This is a genomic window from Hydrogenophaga sp. L310 (genome assembly GCF_055703065.1).
Genome location: NZ_JBVPZA010000008.1, coordinates 21626 through 37667, shown reverse-complemented (window position 1 = coordinate 37667; position 16042 = coordinate 21626). Strand labels below are relative to the sequence as shown.

Sequence of the window (16042 nt, the reverse complement as noted above, 5' to 3'; positions counted from 1 at the left end):
CAGCATGAGCCACCCCAACGATGCATCCCCACCCGAGAAGCTCGGCTTCTCGGGCTCCGTGGCGCGGGCCTTCCAGTCCAACGCCATCACGCCGCTGCTGGCGCTGGTCGCGCTGCTGCTCGGCCTGTTCGCCGTGCTGGTCACGCCGCGCGAGGAAGAGCCGCAGATCAACGTGACCATGGCCAACGTGATCATCCCCTTCCCGGGCGCGTCCAGCGCCGACGTGGAGAAGATGGTCGCCGCTCCGGCCGAACACGTGCTCTCGCAGATCCAGGGCATCGAACACAGCTACTCGGTGGCGCGCCCCGGCGTGGCCGTGCTCACGGTGCAGTTCAAGGTGGGTGTGCCGCGCACCGAGGCGCTGGTGCGCCTGTACGACGTGCTCAACGCCAACCAGGATTGGCTGCCACAGGGCCTGGGTGTGCTCACCCCCATCGTCAAGCCCAAGGGCATTGATGACGTGCCGGTGCTGGCGGCCACGCTGTGGACCAAAGACGCGCAGAGCGCCCTCGATCTGGAGCGGGTGGCGCACGCGGTCGAGACCGAACTCAAGCGCGTGCCCGGCACACGCGAGGTGGTCACCATCGGCGGCCCCGGTCGCGCGGTGCATGTGTGGCTGGAGCCCGCCAGGCTGCGCGAGCGCGGCGTGAGCGTGCAGGCGTTGCAGGGCGCCATTGCTTCGGCCAACCAGGCCATGCCTTCGGGCTCGGTGATCAACCCCAGCCCCGCGGCGGGCGAGCCCGGCATGCTGTCGGTGGAAACCGGCGAGTTCCTGCAGAACGCCCAAGACGTGGGCGACATCGTGGTCGGCGTGTCGAATGGCCGCCCGATCTACCTGCGCGAGGTCGCGCGGGTGGAAGCCGGTGCCCAGCTGCCGCAACGCTACGTGTGGTTCACGCCCGGCGCCGCCGATGCGGCCCACGCCGGACAACAGGGCCAGAACCACCCGGCCGTGACCATCACCGTGACCAAGAAGCCCGGTGAAAACGCGGTGGACGTGGCCGCTGGCGTGCGCGAGCGGCTGGACAACCTGAAGAACACCGTGATCCCGGACGACGTGGAAGTCGCCATCACGCGCGACTACGGCGAAACCGCCGCCGCCAAGGCCAACAAGCTGATCCAGAAGCTGATCTTCGCCACCGGCAGCGTGATCATCCTGGTGGGTCTGGCGCTGGGCCGGCGCGAGGCGGTGATTGTCGGAGCGGCCGTCATCCTCACGCTCACGGCCACGCTGTTCGCCAGCTGGGCCTGGGGCTTCACGCTCAACCGCGTCTCGCTGTTCGCGCTCATCTTCTCCATCGGTATCCTGGTCGATGACGCCATCGTGGTGGTGGAAAACATCCACCGCCACCGCATGCTCACGCCCGACGTACCGCTCTCCGTGATCATCCCGCGCGCGGTCGACGAAGTGGGTGGCCCCACCATCCTCGCTACCTTCACCGTGATCGCCGCGCTGCTGCCCATGGCCTTCGTGAGCGGCCTGATGGGCCCGTACATGAGCCCGATCCCGATCAACGCCAGCATGGGCATGGCGATCTCGCTGGCCATCGCCTTCACCGTCACGCCCTGGCTCGCGCTCAAGCTGACGAAAACGGGCGAAGGCCACGCCGCCCACGGCCCGGGCAAGATCACGCGCACGCTGCAAAATTTCTTCACCCGCACGCTCACGCCGCTGCTGCAGAGCGCGAAGAAGCGCTGGCTGCTGGCCGCCGGCATCGGCGGGGCGCTGCTGCTTTCGGTGAGCCTGGCGCTGGTGCCCAACTCGTTCGTGGGTGTGGTGCTCAAGATGCTGCCGTTTGACAACAAGAGCGAGTACCAGGTGGTGGTGGACATGCCCGCCGGCACGCCGCTCGAAAACACCACCGCCGCGCTGCAGGACATGACGGCCTACCTCGCTGCGCAGCCCGAAGTGGCCAACGTGCAGGGTTACGCCGGCACCGCCAGCCCCATCACCTTCAACGGCCTGGTGCGCCAGTACTACCTGCGCGCCGAAGCCGAAGGCGGCGACCTGCAGGTGAACCTGATCGACGCGCACGACCGCAGCGAACAGAGCCACGCCATCGCGCAGCGCCACCGCCCCGAGCTGGAGCAGATCGCAGCCCGTCATGGCGCGCGCGTCAAGGTGGTGGAAGTGCCGCCCGGCCCGCCGGTCATGTCGCCCATCGTCGCCGAGGTTTACGGCCCCGATCAGGAAGGCCGCGCCGAACTCGCCTTGCGGGTGGCCGAGGCCTACAAGGCCACGCCCGACATCGTGGGCGTGGACACCTCGCTCAAAGAACACGCGCCACGCGCCTTCCTGCGGATCCAGCGCCAGCGTGCCGAATCGCTCGGCATCCCGGTGCAGGTGATCGCTCAGACCGTCTACGCCGCGCTATCGGGCTCGGATGCCGCCTACCTGCACGATGGCCACGCCAAGTTCGCGGTGCCGGTGCGCCTGCAGCTGCCGCTGGACCAGCAGGTGGGTCTGGACGCTTTGCTCGCGCTGCCCCTGAAGGCGGCGAACGGCGCCATGGTGCCGTTGTCCGAGCTGGTGACGGTGGAGCGCGGCGTGATCGACCAGCCGCGCTACACCAAAGACATGCTGCCCGTGACCTATGTGTTCGGTGACATGGCCGGCTCGCTCGATTCACCGCTCTACGGCCTGTTCGGCATCCGTTCGTCGATGGACCAGGCCGCGCTGCCCAACACCGGCGAGCTGGGCGAGTACTGGATCAGCCAGCCGAAAGATCCGTACCGCCAGTACGCCGTGAAGTGGGACGGCGAGTGGCAGATCACCTTTGAGACCTTCCGCGACATGGGCGCTGCCTATGGCGTCGGCCTGATCCTGATCTACCTGCTGGTGGTGGCGCAGTTCAAGAGCTACCTCACGCCACTGATCATCATGGCGCCGATCCCGCTGACCATCATCGGCGTGATGCCGGGCCACGCGCTGCTGAACGCGCAGTACACCGCCACCAGCATGATCGGCATGATCGCGCTGGCCGGCATCATCGTGCGCAACTCCATCCTGCTGGTGGACTTCATCGAGCTGGAGACGAAGCGCGGCGTGCCCTTTGCCGAAGCCGTGGTGCAGTCCGCCGCGGTGCGCGCGCAGCCGATCGCACTGACCGGTCTGGCCGCCATGATGGGCGCCTTCTTCATCCTCGACGACCCGATCTTCAACGGCCTGGCCGTGTCGCTGATCTTCGGCATCGCGGTGTCGACCTTGCTCACGCTCGTCGTGATCCCCGTCTTGTATTACGCGGTGTACCGCCGCAAATACGAAGCGCTGGCGGCCGCTGCCACCTGATTTTTTCCAACCTGTCTTTCTTAGGAGTCTGAAATGACCGTCGAACGTTACATCCGCATCATGGCCGGTTTTGTTGTCATGTTGTCGCTGGCCCTGGGCTACGCGGGCAGCCCGATCTTTGTCAGCGAGTGGTTCCTCGCGCTGACCGCCTTCGCTGGCTTCAACCTGTTCCAGTCCGGCATCACCGGCTTCTGCCCGCCCGGCATCCTGTTCAAGAAGCTGGGTGTGCCCGAGGGCAACGGTTCCTGCTCCGGCGGTAAGTGCAACTGATCTTTTGTTGAACCACCCAAGGTGTCGCCCATGAGCAGCCCCACGCCCCTGAAATTCCTCATGCCCGGCTGGTTCGCACTGGTCATGGGCCTGTGCGGCCTGAGCCTGGCCTGGCATCGCGCGCACAGCGTGCTGGGTGACATGGCCAGCGGCGTCGCGCTGGTGATCGGCGCGCTCGCGCTGCTGGTGTTCCTGGCGCTGATGGTCGCTTCGCTGCTGCGCATCGCGCGCTACCCCGCCGCGCTGGCCGACGACCTGAAGCACCCGGTGCGCCACGCCTTTGTGGCCGCGTTCCCGGTGTCGCTGCTGCTGCTGGCCACCGTGGGTGTGGCGCTGGGGGGCGCCGAGGGCGGCCTGGCACCGCTCTGGCGCGTGCTCTGGTGGGCGGGCAGCCTCACCCAGCTCTGGGCCACGCTGTGGGTGCTGAGCCGCTGGATCTCGCCGGCCGCCGCGGCTCAGCCCGGCCAGGGCCCGGGCAACACGGGGCTGTGGCCCTCGGTCACGCCGGTGCTGCTGATCCCGGTGGTGGGCAACGTGGTCGCGCCGCTGGCGGGGCTGCCGCTGGGTATCGACGGCTGGTCGGCCGCGCAGATGGGCATCGGCCTGTTCTTCTGGCCCGTGGTGCTGACGCTGGTGCTGGCGCGGCGCCTCGCCCACAGCCCGCTGCCCGAGCGCGTGCTGCCGGCCTGGTTCATCACCATCGCGCCGCCCGCCGTGATCGGCCTGGTGCTGATCCAGATGCAGGCGCCGGTGGCGGCGGTGCAGGCGCTCTGGGGCGTGGCGCTGTTCTTCGTGCTGTGGCTGCTGCCGGTCGTGCGCCGCATCGCGGGCCAGCCCTTTGGCGTGCCGTTCTGGGCGCTGTCGTTCCCGTTCGCGGCCTTCACCACGCTCACCCTGCGCCTGGCCGAGCTGCAGCCCGACAGCGCCTGGCACGGCGTGCTGCAGAACGCCGGTGTGCTGCTGCTCGCGTCCACCACCATGATCGTGCTCTGGCTCAGCTTCGCCACCGTGCGCGGCCTGCGCGAAGGCTCGCTGCTGGCGCCCGAGCCGGTGGCCAACATCATTCCGGTTTCGGCCTGAAGCCGCCTGGCCATGACCGACGCCGCCGTCCCGCCACAGCCGCTGGCCGCTGATCGCAAGGCCGAGCTCATGCACCGCCTGCGCCGCGCCGAAGGCCAGGTGCGCGGTCTGCAGAAGCTGCTCGAAGACGGCGCCGACTGCACCAAGATCGCCCAGCAACTGCTGGCCACGCGCCACGCGCTCGACAGCACCTACGTGCGCCTGAACCTGTCCGTGGCCGAGCACGAGCTGGCCCATCCGGCGGGCGACATCGCCGACGCCAAGTCGATCAGCGACGTGCTCGACCGCCTGCAGGTCCGACTCGGCCGTTCGCGGTAGAAGAAACACCCCCGCCGCGCTGCGCGCGACCCCCTCCAGGGGGCGATGCGAGTGGCCCGGCAAAGCCGGTTCCGCCGCATCCTGGGGTGGGCATTTCTCGCCGGAGGAAGCTCCACGCAACCCCGCCATGCGGCGCGCGACCCCCTCAAGGAAGGCCTTTCACGCCGGAGGCTGCCCGCGTGGCCGGGTGCGGAGCACGGTTCTCGCCGGACAGTTTTGTCCACCATGCAGGCAATCGAACACGGGTCGCCCGGAATAATCGGCGCATGGACTTTCTCACCGCTTCGCCCCTGCTCGCCGCTGCCGCGTTCGCCGCGGGCGTGCTCAACGCCATCGCCGGCGGTGGCAGTTTCCTCACCTTTCCCGCCCTGGTGTTCACCGGCGTGCCGCCCATCGTGGCCAACGCCACCAGCGCGCTCGCGGTGAGCCCCGGTTACCTGGGCAGCACCCTCGGCTTCAGAACCGAGCTGCGTGAACTGCCTGTGCGGCGTTTGAAACGCGAGATGTTCATCAGCGCCGTCGGCGGCGTGGTCGGCGCCCTGTTGCTGCTGGTCACGCCGGCGAAGGTGTTCTCGGGCATCGTGCCCTGGCTGTTGCTGTTTGCCACCGCGCTGTTTGCCGCTGGCCCGGCGATCGCCCGGCGCGCGCAGGCGGCATCGGCCGAAGGGCACGGCCTGGCCCGCTGGCGCGAACCGGCGCTGGCCGTGGTTGCGGTGTACGGGGGCTATTTCAACGGCGGTCTGGGCATCCTGCTCATGGCGCTCTACACCGTGGCCGGCGAGACGCGGCTGAACACGGTCAACGCGCTGAAGAACCTGAATTCGCTGGTGCTGTCGTGGTTGTCGGTGGCGGCCTTCGTGATCGCCGGCGCGATTGCGTGGAAAGCCGGGCTGCTGATGATGGTGGCGGCCACCGCGGGCGGCTTCTTCGGCGCCCGCTGGTCCAGACGCCTGCCCGCGGCCTGGGTGCGCCTTGGCGTGATCGTCACCGGGCTGGTGATGAGCGCCCTGTTCTTCTGGAAGAACTGAACGGCGTGGTGCGGTCGCCCGGCGGTGCCGATGCGACCGTGCCTCAGGCGGTTGCGCCCTGCAGCTTGGTGTGACCCGCGAACCGCCCCACCAGCCAGTGCAGCAGGCCGGCGACCGCCAGCAGCGTCAACAGGCCGAAGCCCCAGCCCACCCACAACAGCGGTCCCACCCAGGCCATGAGCGCGTCGCCCGAGGGCAGCACCGCGCCCAGCCACTGCACCCCATCCGCGGCCAGGGCCTGCAGCGCGGCGAGTGCTGCGGTGTCGACCCATGGGGCCAGCCAGGCCGGCGCTGCCGGGACCGACCAGCCACCCACCGCGCCGCCCGCCTGCGCGAGCGCACCGGCGTCCATGGTGCCCAGCAGCCAGCCGGCGAGCTGCTGGGTCAGGGCCACCAGCCCGGTCCACACGGCGGCCAGCAGGGCCGTGAGGCTCCAGATCAGTGTCTTCATGGTCAGACGCCCAGTGGCCGGCGCCATGCGACGTTCAGCGCGTCCAGCAGATCCACTTCACCGTCGGCCAGGTGTCCGTCGGCCAGCGTCAGGGCCTCGCACTGCTGCGCGATCAGGTCCTGCAAGTCGGGCCGGGTGATTTCCGCCATGAGCTGCTCGCGCGTGGTGGCATCGACCGTCCCGGTCCAGCGACCGTTCCCGATGGCGAGCAGGTCCTGGCAGAACCGGTCGAGCACGTTCTTGAAGGCTTCCGGGCTCAAGCCCAGACGGGCCGGCGCGTCGAGGCGGTCCAGCGCCCGGAGTTCGGTCATCGAGTAGTGGCCATCGGCCACCAGGGCCATGGCCAGGACGCGGGCGGCGGCTTGCGGGCTGTTGACGGGAAGGGATTGCATGTGCTTGTCCTTTCGGTGAAGGGATGGAATCAGTCGTTGCTGCCGATGCCCATGAGGCTCAGCAGGCTGGTGAACAGGTTGAAGGCCGAGACGAACAGGCCCACGGTGGCCAGCACGTAGTTGGTCTCGCCGCCGTTGACGATGCGGCTGGTCTCGAACAGGATCAGGCCCACCGACAACAGCGCCACCAGACCCGACACCGCCATCGCCAGGGCCGGCATCTGGAAGAAATAGGCGCCCACGGCCAGCACCAGTGCGATCACCATGCCGGCGAACAGGAAGCCGCCCATGAAGCTGAAGTCACGCCGCGTCGTCAGCACATAGGCCGACAGCGCCACGAAGGTGGCCCCGGTGGCGCCCAGCGCGGCCACGATGGTGCCGGCGCCGCCGGGCAGGGCCAGCGTGTGCGTCAGCAGCGGGCCGAGCGTGTAGCCCATGAAGCCGGTGAGCGCGAACACGGCGGGCAGCGCCCAGGCGCTGTTCTGCAGTTTGTGTACCGTGAACAGCAGGCCGAAGAAGCCCACCAGCGTGATCACCAGGCCGGGCGCGGGCCAGCTGCCGGCCACCGCCAGCGCGGCCACGCCGGCACTGAACAGCAGCGTGAGCGAGAGCAGGGCGTAGGTGTTGCGCAGCACCCGGGCCACCTGCGGGCGGTCCAGGGCGAGCGAAGGGCGGGCGGGCAGGGAAGGGTGGCGAGTCGTGCGTTCCATGAGGGTTCTCCAGAGGTGAACAGGGAGCCTCGAAGATAGGGCTGCACTCGCTTCTGAAAAAGCAGACAATAACGAACAATCATTCAGCCAACCACGAAGCATGAGCCAGGACCTCAACTACAAGCACCTGTATTACTTCTGGGTCACGGCCAAGGAGGGTGGCATGTCCCACGCCGCCGAACGGCTGGGCATGGCGGTGCAGACCATCAGCGCCCAGGTGCGCCTGCTGGAGCAGTCGCTGGGCCACGCGCTGTTCAAGCCCGCCGGGCGCGGCCTGGCGCTCACCGAGGCCGGGCAGGCGGCCCTGCAGGTGGCCGAGCAGATCTTCCAGCTCGGCGAACAACTGCCCGCCGCCGTGCGCGACGCCACCAGCCAGAGCAGCGTGCGCCTCATGGTCGGCATTTCCGACGGCCTGGCCAAGCTCGCCGTGCGCGAGCTGCTGGCCCCGGCGCTCGAAGAGCCGCGCCTGCGCCTGGTGTGCCACGAAGACGACTTCGACGACCTGCTGGCCGACCTGGCCCTGCACCGGCTCGACGTGGTGCTGTCCGACCGGCCCGCACCCGCCAACCCCAACCTCAAGCTCTACAGCCACGCCATGGGCGCCTCGCCGCTGGGCTGGTACGCCCCCGAAGCCTGGCTGGAGCAGGCCCGCCACCACTTTCCGCACAGCCTGGCCGAGGTGCCGGTGCTGCTGCCGAGTTCACACGCCTCGGTGCGCCTGCGCCTCGACCAGTGGTTTGAGCAGCAAGGTGTGGTGCCCCATCTGGTGGGCGAGTTCGAAGACAGCGCCCTGCTCGCCACCTTCGGCTCCTCGGGCATGGGCGTGTTCCCCGCCTCCGAGCGCATGCGCTCCAAGCTTTCGCAGGGTTATGGCCTCCAGTGGTTCGCTTCCTGCGAGGGCGTGCAGGAGCATTACTACGCCATCGGCACCGCGCGCAAGGTGCAACACCCGCTGGTGCAGAAACTGCTCGATGCGGGGGTGTCCTGAACGGCGAATGCCTCAGACGGCCTTGACCGCCGTGCCCGTGCCGTTGGTCTTCACCGACTCGATGCCCGCGTCGCGACCCGCCGCCGTCTTGTACATCTGGCTGGTGCCGATCACCTGGTGGTTGGCCGCCTTGAGGTTGAAGTAGCAGCGCCCGTCGGACGCGTCCTTGCGCTCGTAGCGCGCGTCGTTGCCGCAGTTGGCCTGCACCGACTGGATGCCGTTCTCCGCCGACGCCTTGGTGTCGTACTGCTCGCTGCGCAGGATCACTTCGCCGTTGCCCGCTTTCAGGACAAACGAAAACTGACCCTTGTCGTTCGAACCCAGTTCGTAGCTGCCTGCCATGTTCGCTCCTTGGTGGTGGATAAAGAGTGCCGAAGCAGGCGGATGATAGGTGCAGCGCCGCGCGCTGAACAGCCGTGCGAGGGTCCAGGTGCCTCCGGTAGCGAGCCATCGCAGGCGGCGCCGGTCGGCAGCCTGGACGGAAACATGTTCAAATGCCATCCATATAGATTCCATGTGGATGGTATTAAGATGACGAACACCAAACTGGCCGACCCCAGAACCCGGATCGGCGAAACCGAAAAGATGACGATCAACCTGGGCGTGGTGGATCTGGGGCAGGTGGACCTGCTGGTGCAGGAAGGCTTTTATTCCAACCGCTCCGACCTGATCCGCACCGCCGTGCGCAACCTGCTGGCCACGCACGCAGACACGCTGCGCCAGACGGTGGCACGGCGCATGCTCATGCTGGGTCTGCAGCACCTGAACCGCACCGATCTGGAGCGCGCGGTGGCTGCCGGTCAGCGGCTGAACATCCAGGTGGTTGGTCTGGCGCGCATCGCCGACGACGTGACCCCCGAGCTGGCGCTGGCCGCGATCGAGTCCGTGTCGGTGCTGGGGGTCTTTCAGGCCAGCCCTGAAGTGCGCCGTGCACTGGCCGGGCGCATGGTCTGACACATCGCCTGACATCAACGCCCTTCAACATGGCAGCCGGTGCACACCCATCACCGCCTGCCGAAAGCAAAGCCCCGATTTGAAACACCGCCTCCAAACGCCCGACCGCCCCTTGTCCGTCCCGAGAGCCACCGCCATGAACATCCAAGACACCATTGAACGTGCGCTCAAGGCCGCCGGGCTGAACACCGAGAGCGGGCCCATGCGTGGCGTGACCGAAACGATCCGCAAGGCCCTGTCATCGGCGGGTCTGGGTGGCGCGACCGAGCCGCCCCGCGCAGCACCAGGGCAACGCGCGCCCCGTGACAGCGACACCATCGAGGTGGTGGCGCGCGAAGTGGCGGGTTCGGCAGAAGCCGAGACGCCGACCGCCCGCGCCCCTGCCGCCAGGAAGTCCGCCGCCGCCAGACCCGCCGAGACGGCCGAGGGCCAGTTCCTTGCGCGCAGCTTCAGCTCGGCGGCCGGCACCCGTGCCTACAAGCTGTACCTGCCGCCGCAGGCCGCACAGGCCCAGGCCAAAGCCCTGCCGATGGTCGTGATGCTGCACGGCTGCACCCAGTCGGCCGACGACTTTGCCGCCGGCACGCAGATGAACCGCCTGGCCGATCAGCACGGCTTTCTGGTGCTCTACCCCGAGCAGGCCGCGAGCGCCAATCCCTCGCGATGCTGGAACTGGTTCAGCCCGCACGACCAGGTCCGCGAGGGCGGCGAGCCGGCGCTGATTGCCGGCATGGTCGAAGCGGTGGCGGCCGAACAGCCGGTGGATCCGCGCCGCATCTACGTGGCGGGCCTGTCGGCCGGCGCAGCCATGGCGGTGATCCTGGGCCAGACCCACCCCGAACTGTTTGCCGCGGTGGGCGCCCACTCGGGCCTGCCCTATGCGGCCGCGCACGACATCCCCTCCGCCATGGCCGCCATGAAAGGTCGCGTCGTGATGGGCCGTGCGCATTTTCCGGGCACGCCCGAAGACCCGCGGCGCCCCGCCACCCAGGCCGTGCCCATGATCGTGTTCCACGGCGAACGTGACCACACGGTGCAGCAGAGCAATGGTGACCAGATCGTGAGCCAGGCACTCGCAGCGTTCACGAGCCAGGCCGGCAAAAACGGTCTCAAGGAACACCGCGAAGAAGGCACCACCGACGCCGGGCAGCGCTACACCCGCACCCGGCACCTGGGCGCGGACGGGCGTTGCCTCGTCGAGGCCTGGGCCCTGCACGGCGCGGGCCACGCCTGGTCGGGCGGCAACGCCGCGGGCTCGTACACCGACGCCAAAGGCCCGGACGCTTCGGCCGAAATGCTGCGCTTCTTCCTGGCTCAGCCAGCCGCCCAGCGCCACGCCGTGGCTTCGACCCCGCCCATGGGTGTGTAGAATCGAGGGCTTCGCGGCTGTAGCTCAGCTGGATAGAGTACTTGGCTACGAACCAAGGGGTCGTGGGTTCAATTCCTGCCAGCCGCACCAGACAGAAAGCCCGCAACTTGAAGAAGTTGCGGGCTTTTTCTTTGTCGGTGCAGGAGGCCTGTGGCGTGTCGGACCAGGGATGTTCACTGGCCGATTCGGTAAATTCACCGTGCAAGGCGCATAATGCGCGAGTGCGAGTCGAAAAACTCGCACAAGTCAGGTGATCGGTCAGTTTCGCGCGCTACCTCGGTACTTTTCCAGTTTGTTGTGCTTTCGGGACCCCCATCGCTTTTGTTTTATGTATTTTGAGGAGTCCCCATGGGCAATAAACTTTACGTCGGCAACCTGCCGTACACCGTTCGCGACGAAGACCTGCAACAGTCTTTCAGCGAATTCGGCACTGTTTCCAGCGCCAAGGTCATGATGGAACGCGACACCGGTCGCTCCAAAGGCTTTGGTTTCGTCGAAATGGGCAGCGATGCCGAAGCGCAAGCCGCCATTTCCGGCATGAACGGCCAGTCGCTCGGCGGCCGCAGCATCACCGTGAACGAAGCCCGTCCGATGGAGGCACGTCCTCCCCGCACCGGCGGCTACGGTGGTGGTGGTGATCGTTCGGGTGGCGGCGGCTACGGCGGTGGCGGTGGCGGCTACGGTGGTGGCGGTGATCGCTCCGGCGGTGGCGGCTACGGCGGCGGCGGTGGCCGCGGCGGCTACTAAGCCCTGCAGTCCAGCCGTCTCAGCCTTGTGCTGAGCACAGCGCAAAAGGCTTCGGAACTTCGGTTTCGAGGCCTTTTTTCTTGGGCTTCATGGGGGTGACCCCTTGGCTCAATCGGGCTCGATCTCGACCGCCTGGTCCCGCTCCCCGATCTGCTGGCGCCACATGGCGTAGTAAAGCCCTCTTTGCTCCACCAGATCGGCATGGCTGCCGCTCTCGGTGATGCGCCCCTTTTCCAGCACGTAGATGGTGTCCGCGTGCAGCACGGTGGACAGGCGGTGGGCGATCAGCAGCGTGATCTGGGTGCGCGCGCTGGACACCTCGCGCATGGTCTCGGTGATTTTCTGTTCGGTGATCGAGTCCAGCGCCGACGTGGCTTCATCAAAAATCAGCAGGCGCGGTTCGCGCAGCAGCGCGCGGGCAATCGACAGGCGCTGGCGCTCGCCCCCGGACAGTTTGGTGCCCGACTCGCCAATCAGGGTGTCCAGCCCCTGCGGCATGCGCGCCAGCAGGCCGGTGCAGGAAGCCTGCGCCATCGCGTGCAGGATCTGCTCGTCGCTCGCGTCGGGGCGCACAAACAACAGGTTCTCGCGCACGGTGCCGGCAAACAGGCTGGTCTCCTGCGTCACATAACCGACCTGGCGCCGCGCCTCGTTGTAGCGCAGGTTGCGGCTGCCCACCTCGTTGTAATAGACCTCGCCCTCGGCGGGCCGGTACAGGCCCAGCAGCAGTTTGACCAGCGTGGACTTACCCGAACCCGAGGGGCCGACAAAGGCGATGGTGTCGCCGCGCACCGCCTGGAAGGACACGCCGTCGATCGCATTGCCCATGGCGCCGCGGTGGCGGAACACCACGTTGTCAAAGCGCAGCGACTCGATCGGACCGATCGGCAGCGCTTGCGGCGGACGGCGGTCCACCGGCCTGGCCATCAGTTCGGCGAAGTTGCTCATCGACGCACTGGCTTCGCGCCACGCCAGGATGACGGTGCCCAGCTCCTGCAGCGGCGCCAGGATCGCCACCGCAATGAACTGCATCGCGATCAGCTCGCCGGTGCTCAGCACGTCGCGAAAAATGAGCCACAGCAGCGTGAACAGCACCGACAGCTTGAGCAGGCTGAGCGCGGAGCCCTGCCAGAACGTCAGCCACCGGATGTGCCGCACCTTGGCCATTTCGAGCGCGAAGACGGCCTCGGTCTTGGCTTCCAGTCGGCGGATCTCGCGAAAGGTCAGCCCCAGGCTCTTGATCAGCGCCACATTGCGCAGCGACTCCGTGATGAAGCCGGCGTTGCGCGTGGTCTCGCGGTTGATCGAGCGCTGCTGGCCACGGATCTGCCGGCTGAGCAAACCACTCAGGCCGCCCAGCACCAGCAGGCCGATCAGGAACACCGGCACCAGCGCCCAGCTCTTGGTGACGGCGTACCAGACCAGAAAACTCATGCCGATGACCGCGGCAAACAGCACATTGATGAAGGCGTTGAGAAAGCGCTCGGTGTCGGCGCGCACGCGCATCAGCAACGACAGGGTTTCGCCGCTGCGCCGCTCCTCGAACTCCTGGATTTCCAGGCGCATGGTCTGGCGCAGGCCGTCGTTGAAGATCTGCGTGCCGAAGCGCTGCACCACCAGCCGGGTCACGTATTCCTGCACCGCCTTGGTGGCCCTTGACGCCAGCGCCACGACCACCGCCAGGGCCAGCAGCAGCAGCGCACCGCGCACCAGCTCTTCGTCGCTCTTGGTGTGGCGCTGTGTGGCGTAACCATCGATCAGCCAGCCGAAGATGATGGGGTCCACCAGCGCCAGAATCTGGCTCACGGCCGCCAGCAGCAAGGCCAGCGCGACGAGCTTTCGCTGGGGACGGAGGTATTTCCAGAGGATGTGCATAGATTCCCAGAGGACAGGCCTGTTGAGCGTACCCCGGAACGCCCCGGCGAGCGACGGTTCAGCCCGCGCCGTCGAGCGCCTGTCGCACGTGCTGCATCAGCCCTTCGCAGCCGTCTTCCACCAGGTCCAGCACCTCTTCAAACCCGCGGGCCCCGCCCTGGTAAGGGTCGGGCACCACGGCGCTGTCGTGGTGCTGGAAGAACTCGGCGAAGCGCCGCAGCTTGCGGGCCTGTTGGGGCGGGCAGCGCTCCCGGGCCAGTGCGAGGTTGTCCCCGTCCATCGCCAGGATCAGGTCGAAATGTTCGAAGTCGCTGACCTGGAGCTGCCGTGCGCGCTGGGTCGAGAGGTCGTAGCCACGCTGGAGCGCGTGCGCCTGGCTGCGCGCATCGGGCGGGGCGCCGACGTGGTCGCTGTGCGTGCCGGCGGAGTCCACCTGCACCCGGTCGCCCAGGCCGGCGGCCTGAACCCGGGCTTCGAAAACGCCGTGGGCCGTCGGGCTGCGGCAGATATTGCCCATGCAGAGGAAAAGAACACGGTAGGGAGGGCGGTGGGGGGCGTTCACGGTGCAGTCGGGGGCGGGCGGTGGGTGCCTTCGGTGGCGGTGGCGCCATTTTGCGCGCGGAACACCGTGGCGCAGGACCACCACCCGCATTCGTTTTGCGCCGCGTGGCAACATCGCGGCTGCGCGTGCCCGCGCCCGGCCGAATCCCCGTTCAACCCACCCCCCGCGAAGACCCCCATGGAACTGCCCGCCCACCAGCTCAGCATGTCGGTGCTGATGACCCCCGACACCGCCAACTTCTCCGGCAACGTGCACGGCGGCTCCATCCTCAAGCTGCTCGACCAGGTGGCCTACGCCTGCGCCAGCCGATACGCCGCCGCCTATGTGGTGACGCTGAGCGTGGACCAGGTGGTGTTCCGCCAGCCGATCCACGTGGGCGAACTCGTCACCTTCCTCGCCTCGGTCAACCACACCGGCAACTCGTCCATGGAAGTGGGCATCAAGGTGATCGCGGAAAACATCCGCACCCAGGAAAACCGCCACGTCAACAGCTGCTTCTTCACCATGGTCGCGGTCGACGACGCCGGCAAGCCGACTCCCGTGGCCCCCCTGCGCCCCTTCACCCCCGACGAGCGCCGCCGCCACGCGGCGGCCGAGGTGCGCAAGGCCATGCGGCGCGAGATGGAGCAGCGGTTTGGGGCGGTGCGGTAGGGGAGGTGGGCTGGCTGAGCTGCGAGTTTGCGGTGGACAGGTGTCGGACACTTCAGGTCATACGTCCGATTAGCAAATCCCCTTTTCCTTGGTTGGTATTAGACTGTCGTCATCCTTGGTTGCTGGGTGATTAAAAAAGATGTCAACACCATTGCCTCCGTGCTTTAGGCACAGAGCGCCCAGTTCCTGTGCCGGGTCAGCAGAACATGCGTCCGTTCGCCCCTGGTTGGATCTCCTTTAGTACAACTGCACCTTCAATTTGTCCTTGTAGACGCGCAAGCGAAGTGTCGCCCGGTCGAAAAACTGCTCATACAGCGGTACCTCAATGTGCAACTCACCGTTGACACGATTGGTCCTGAAGTCTTCTCGAAAACCTGTTCCAACCTGGAGTAAAAATGTCTTTTTCCTTTTATAAGCTGTGCTCGTCAATTGGGATTGCGTTCACATTGACCGGATGTCTTTCCACATCCAATCTGGTCCGTGATTCGAATGGGTTTTCGGAAAGTAATCAACGGATCATTCAACTGGTTGCGGAGAAAGCAAAAGATATATGTTTAACCGGACGGCACAGGGAAAACGGCGGAAAGAAGACCTTTGTTTCTGGGGTGCCAATCAGTCAAGCTCTGGAAATTCGAAGAATCTATATTTCTAACACTAACTGGTATAAATTTCAAGCTATAACTCGCGGCATATTTGACCATGTTTATTACAACTGGCAGACTTCCGAATTAAAGTGTGGTGATATTAGTTGGCAAGAGGATAAGGTCTTGGCAGGAATCGTATTTGTTGAGTTGACACCAGGTTCTCCAGAAGCTTTGGCAACCCCTGCTCCTCCTGTCCCAGCTCCTGCTGCTCCTGTCCGAGCCCCGTTGAAGCAGCCAACTATTGAACCAGCTCCTACAGAAAATCGGGGATGATATTTTCATGAAAAAACTATTACTCCGGCGGCTTGATGTTTGATGCTATGTGCTCCATTTTAGTAAAATGGCAACTATTGTATCTCATTCGCGTCTCAATCTTTGTTCAATTCTTAGAAGCCCTGATCCTTCTGAAAGCTCGGGGTTATCCACCCTGTCTCCCATTCGAGCATAGTCCCGCATGATATTTACCAGGTGCGGTGACTACTATTGATCCGACCCTGAAAAGTCTTAAGCCGAGCCTTATCTATAAGTTGAATCCGCGTGTGCACCTCCACTGGCAAATTGCGGTCAGTGGTTTGTCTCAGCCTCAGCCAAACGGATTCCCGAAGGGGCGGTGAGCGCCGCATACCGGTCGTCCCTTTTGAGGTGTCGATGTCCGCAACGGGTCGAGGCTGTCTGAAAACACGCTGAAAACGGAAATTCAGGGGTTCTCGACCC

General features: G+C 66.2%; 17 protein-coding genes and 1 tRNA gene. 12 read left to right on the top strand and 6 right to left on the bottom strand.

Annotated features, from left to right (window positions below; genetic code table 11):
- Positions 1 to 4: 4 nt before the first annotated feature.
- From AC0GNO_RS14305 to AC0GNO_RS14285, 5 genes are all read left to right on the top strand, one after another.
- Entirely contained in the window at positions 5 to 3289 is a 3285-nt protein-coding gene (locus AC0GNO_RS14305) for an efflux RND transporter permease subunit (RefSeq protein WP_472904420.1), read from the top strand.
- 33 nt (positions 3290 to 3322) lie between these two features.
- Positions 3323 to 3559, top strand: coding sequence for a YgaP family membrane protein (locus AC0GNO_RS14300; RefSeq protein ID WP_177136818.1), 237 nt, complete (start codon positions 3323 to 3325; stop codon positions 3557 to 3559).
- Positions 3560 to 3589: 30 nt separating this feature from the next.
- Complete coding sequence (locus AC0GNO_RS14295) at positions 3590 to 4639, top strand: SLAC1 anion channel family protein (RefSeq protein WP_472888275.1); 1050 nt, start codon at positions 3590 to 3592, stop codon at positions 4637 to 4639.
- A 12-nt stretch (positions 4640 to 4651) separates the two neighbouring features.
- A complete protein-coding gene (locus AC0GNO_RS14290) occupies positions 4652 to 4957 on the top strand; it encodes a metal-sensitive transcriptional regulator (protein ID WP_472904419.1) in 306 nt (101 codons plus the stop codon).
- 266 nt (positions 4958 to 5223) lie between these two features.
- Complete coding sequence (locus tag AC0GNO_RS14285; RefSeq protein ID WP_472904418.1) at positions 5224 to 5985, top strand: sulfite exporter TauE/SafE family protein; 762 nt, start codon at positions 5224 to 5226, stop codon at positions 5983 to 5985.
- A gap of 43 nt (positions 5986 to 6028) precedes the next feature.
- Here AC0GNO_RS14285 and AC0GNO_RS14280 read toward each other — a convergent pair whose 3' ends face one another.
- Genes AC0GNO_RS14280 through AC0GNO_RS14270 form a run of 3 tightly spaced genes read right to left on the bottom strand, consistent with a single transcriptional unit; the run spans position 6029 to position 7538 of the window.
- Positions 6029 to 6436 carry a hypothetical protein gene (locus tag AC0GNO_RS14280; protein WP_472904417.1) on the bottom strand — a complete coding sequence of 136 codons (408 nt, stop codon included), beginning with the start codon at positions 6434 to 6436 and terminating at the stop codon, positions 6029 to 6031.
- A 2-nt stretch (positions 6437 to 6438) separates the two neighbouring features.
- Positions 6439 to 6828 carry a tellurite resistance TerB family protein gene (locus tag AC0GNO_RS14275; protein WP_472904416.1) on the bottom strand — a complete coding sequence of 130 codons (390 nt, stop codon included), beginning with the start codon at positions 6826 to 6828 and terminating at the stop codon, positions 6439 to 6441.
- A 29-nt stretch (positions 6829 to 6857) separates the two neighbouring features.
- Positions 6858 to 7538: a Bax inhibitor-1/YccA family protein gene (locus AC0GNO_RS14270; protein ID WP_472904415.1), complete on the bottom strand. Its 681-nt coding sequence runs from the start codon at positions 7536 to 7538 to the stop codon at positions 6858 to 6860.
- Between the two features lie 100 nt (positions 7539 to 7638).
- On the opposite strand from AC0GNO_RS14270, the gene AC0GNO_RS14265 reads away from it, so the two are divergent.
- Complete coding sequence (locus AC0GNO_RS14265) at positions 7639 to 8526, top strand: LysR family transcriptional regulator (protein WP_472904414.1); 888 nt, start codon at positions 7639 to 7641, stop codon at positions 8524 to 8526.
- Positions 8527 to 8538: 12 nt separating this feature from the next.
- Here the strand turns inward: AC0GNO_RS14265 and AC0GNO_RS14260 are convergent, their stop codons facing one another.
- Positions 8539 to 8868 (bottom strand): YegP family protein, encoded by a 330-nt coding sequence (locus AC0GNO_RS14260; protein ID WP_472888269.1) that lies wholly within the window; start codon positions 8866 to 8868, stop codon positions 8539 to 8541.
- A gap of 189 nt (positions 8869 to 9057) precedes the next feature.
- Between AC0GNO_RS14260 and AC0GNO_RS14255 the strand changes: the two genes are divergently transcribed.
- The 4 genes from AC0GNO_RS14255 (at position 9058) to AC0GNO_RS14240 (ending at position 11596) form a co-directional block, all read left to right on the top strand.
- Positions 9058 to 9480 carry a CopG family transcriptional regulator gene (locus tag AC0GNO_RS14255; RefSeq protein ID WP_472888268.1) on the top strand — a complete coding sequence of 141 codons (423 nt, stop codon included), beginning with the start codon at positions 9058 to 9060 and terminating at the stop codon, positions 9478 to 9480.
- Between the two features lie 136 nt (positions 9481 to 9616).
- Positions 9617 to 10849, top strand: a complete 1233-nt coding sequence (locus tag AC0GNO_RS14250) for an extracellular catalytic domain type 1 short-chain-length polyhydroxyalkanoate depolymerase (protein ID WP_472904413.1) — start codon at positions 9617 to 9619, stop codon at positions 10847 to 10849.
- A 13-nt stretch (positions 10850 to 10862) separates the two neighbouring features.
- Positions 10863 to 10939, top strand: a tRNA-Arg gene (locus tag AC0GNO_RS14245).
- Between the two features lie 258 nt (positions 10940 to 11197).
- A complete protein-coding gene (locus tag AC0GNO_RS14240) occupies positions 11198 to 11596 on the top strand; it encodes an RNA recognition motif domain-containing protein (RefSeq protein WP_472904412.1) in 399 nt (132 codons plus the stop codon).
- 108 nt (positions 11597 to 11704) lie between these two features.
- Here the strand turns inward: AC0GNO_RS14240 and AC0GNO_RS14235 are convergent, their stop codons facing one another.
- Positions 11705 to 13471, bottom strand: a complete 1767-nt coding sequence (locus AC0GNO_RS14235; RefSeq protein ID WP_472904411.1) for an ABC transporter ATP-binding protein — start codon at positions 13469 to 13471, stop codon at positions 11705 to 11707.
- Between the two features lie 58 nt (positions 13472 to 13529).
- Positions 13530 to 14033, bottom strand: a complete 504-nt coding sequence (locus AC0GNO_RS14230) for a low molecular weight protein-tyrosine-phosphatase (RefSeq protein WP_472904410.1) — start codon at positions 14031 to 14033, stop codon at positions 13530 to 13532.
- 177 nt (positions 14034 to 14210) lie between these two features.
- Between AC0GNO_RS14230 and AC0GNO_RS14225 the strand changes: the two genes are divergently transcribed.
- Both AC0GNO_RS14225 and AC0GNO_RS14220 read left to right on the top strand, forming a co-directional pair.
- Positions 14211 to 14684 carry an acyl-CoA thioesterase gene (locus tag AC0GNO_RS14225; protein WP_472888264.1) on the top strand — a complete coding sequence of 158 codons (474 nt, stop codon included), beginning with the start codon at positions 14211 to 14213 and terminating at the stop codon, positions 14682 to 14684.
- Positions 14685 to 15079: 395 nt separating this feature from the next.
- On the top strand, positions 15080 to 15601 hold the full coding sequence (locus tag AC0GNO_RS14220) for a hypothetical protein (RefSeq protein ID WP_472888263.1): 522 nt from the start codon (positions 15080 to 15082) through the stop codon (positions 15599 to 15601).
- Positions 15602 to 16042 lie beyond the last annotated feature (441 nt).

What these genes read in the sequence shown, in the direction of transcription:
- AC0GNO_RS14260 (WP_472888269.1), bottom strand. Translation starts at nt 8,868, where the DNA reads ATGGCAGGCAGCTACGAACTGGGTTCGAACGACAAGGGTCAGTTTTCG.
- AC0GNO_RS14265 (WP_472904414.1), top strand. Translation starts at nt 7,639, where the DNA reads ATGAGCCAGGACCTCAACTACAAGCACCTGTATTACTTCTGGGTCACG.
- AC0GNO_RS14235 (WP_472904411.1), bottom strand. Translation starts at nt 13,471, where the DNA reads ATGCACATCCTCTGGAAATACCTCCGTCCCCAGCGAAAGCTCGTCGCG.
- AC0GNO_RS14270 (WP_472904415.1), bottom strand. Translation starts at nt 7,538, where the DNA reads ATGGAACGCACGACTCGCCACCCTTCCCTGCCCGCCCGCCCTTCGCTC.
- AC0GNO_RS14255 (WP_472888268.1), top strand. Translation starts at nt 9,058, where the DNA reads ATGACGAACACCAAACTGGCCGACCCCAGAACCCGGATCGGCGAAACC.
- AC0GNO_RS14295 (WP_472888275.1), top strand. Translation starts at nt 3,590, where the DNA reads ATGAGCAGCCCCACGCCCCTGAAATTCCTCATGCCCGGCTGGTTCGCA.
- AC0GNO_RS14305 (WP_472904420.1), top strand. Translation starts at nt 5, where the DNA reads ATGAGCCACCCCAACGATGCATCCCCACCCGAGAAGCTCGGCTTCTCG.
- AC0GNO_RS14225 (WP_472888264.1), top strand. Translation starts at nt 14,211, where the DNA reads ATGGAACTGCCCGCCCACCAGCTCAGCATGTCGGTGCTGATGACCCCC.
- AC0GNO_RS14285 (WP_472904418.1), top strand. Translation starts at nt 5,224, where the DNA reads ATGGACTTTCTCACCGCTTCGCCCCTGCTCGCCGCTGCCGCGTTCGCC.
- AC0GNO_RS14220 (WP_472888263.1), top strand. Translation starts at nt 15,080, where the DNA reads ATGTCTTTTTCCTTTTATAAGCTGTGCTCGTCAATTGGGATTGCGTTC.
- AC0GNO_RS14290 (WP_472904419.1), top strand. Translation starts at nt 4,652, where the DNA reads ATGACCGACGCCGCCGTCCCGCCACAGCCGCTGGCCGCTGATCGCAAG.
- AC0GNO_RS14250 (WP_472904413.1), top strand. Translation starts at nt 9,617, where the DNA reads ATGAACATCCAAGACACCATTGAACGTGCGCTCAAGGCCGCCGGGCTG.
- AC0GNO_RS14275 (WP_472904416.1), bottom strand. Translation starts at nt 6,828, where the DNA reads ATGCAATCCCTTCCCGTCAACAGCCCGCAAGCCGCCGCCCGCGTCCTG.
- AC0GNO_RS14280 (WP_472904417.1), bottom strand. Translation starts at nt 6,436, where the DNA reads ATGAAGACACTGATCTGGAGCCTCACGGCCCTGCTGGCCGCCGTGTGG.
- AC0GNO_RS14240 (WP_472904412.1), top strand. Translation starts at nt 11,198, where the DNA reads ATGGGCAATAAACTTTACGTCGGCAACCTGCCGTACACCGTTCGCGAC.
- AC0GNO_RS14300 (WP_177136818.1), top strand. Translation starts at nt 3,323, where the DNA reads ATGACCGTCGAACGTTACATCCGCATCATGGCCGGTTTTGTTGTCATG.